Raw genomic sequence first — 1,085 nt, 5'->3', positions numbered from 1 at the left:
ATTCGAGCTCGGACCCGGGGATCCTCTAGAGTCCAGGTGCTCGGTCGGGGCGACCTGCTGGGCATCTACCCGGAGGGCACCCGCAGCCCGGACGGCAAGCTCTACCGCGGACGCACCGGGCTCGCGCGCATGGCGCTGGAAGCACGGGTGCCGGTCATCCCCGTCGTCATGGTCGACACCGACGCCGTCATGCCGATCGGCCGCACCATCCCGCGCGTCGGCCGGGTGGGCATGGTGATCGGAGAACCGCTCGACTTCTCACGATTCCAGGGCATGGAATCCGATCGGTACGTCCTGCGCTCCGTCACCGATGAGATCATGGTGGCGCTGCAGCGGCTGGGGGAGCAGCAGTACGACGACGTCTACGCGTCCACGGTGAAGGAGCGCGCAGCGCGCGCGTGAGCCGTCGTCATGCGGCATCCGCGCCGTCCGGGTCGCCACTAGACTGAGCGGATGCCCACCCTGCACGCCGATCTCGATCACTGGCGCACGCTCCCGATCAAGCAGCAGCCCTCTTGGACCGACCTGGATGCCGTCGCCGCGGTGTCGGCGGAGCTGGCCACACTGCCGCCGCTGGTCTTCGCCGGCGAGGTCGACAACCTCCGCGACCGCCTCGCGCGCGCGGCATCCGGCCAGGCGTTCCTTCTGCAGGGCGGTGACTGCGCCGAGACCTTCGCCGGCGCGACCGCGGAGCAGATCCGCAACCGCATCAAGACGGTGCTGCAGATGGCCGTCGTTCTGACCTACGGTGCCTCGATGCCCGTCGTGAAGATGGGGCGGATGGCCGGCCAGTTCGCCAAGCCCCGCTCGAGCGACACGGAGACCCGTGGCGACGTCACCCTGCCCGCGTACCGGGGCGACATCGTGAACGGCTACGACTTCACCGAAGCCTCCCGCACCGCAGACCCGCAGCGCCTGCTGAAGGGGTACCACACGGCGGCATCGACCATCAACCTCATCCGCGCGTTCACGCAGGGCGGATTCGCCGACCTTCGCGAGGTGCACAGCTGGAACAAGGGCTTCGCGCAGAACCCGGCCAACCAGCAGTACGAGCGTCTCGCAACCGAGATCGACCGAGCGTCAAG

Annotated in this window: 2 protein-coding genes; both read left to right on the top strand. The window is 68.8% G+C overall.

Annotation, left to right across the window (positions count from 1 at the left end):
• Positions 1-402: lysophospholipid acyltransferase family protein (locus I5I_RS13740; RefSeq protein ID WP_148285566.1), on the top strand; the 402-nt coding region annotated here is incomplete at its 5' end.
• 51 nt (positions 403-453) lie between these two features.
• Positions 454-1,085 (top strand): 3-deoxy-7-phosphoheptulonate synthase (locus tag I5I_RS13735; RefSeq protein ID WP_036320945.1); only part of this gene is annotated, 632 nt, incomplete at its 3' end.

The organism is Microbacterium sp. B24, from assembly GCF_000333415.1.
Lineage (GTDB): Bacteria > Actinomycetota > Actinomycetes > Actinomycetales > Microbacteriaceae > Microbacterium.
This window is presented reverse-complemented; position numbering and strand designations above follow the sequence as displayed.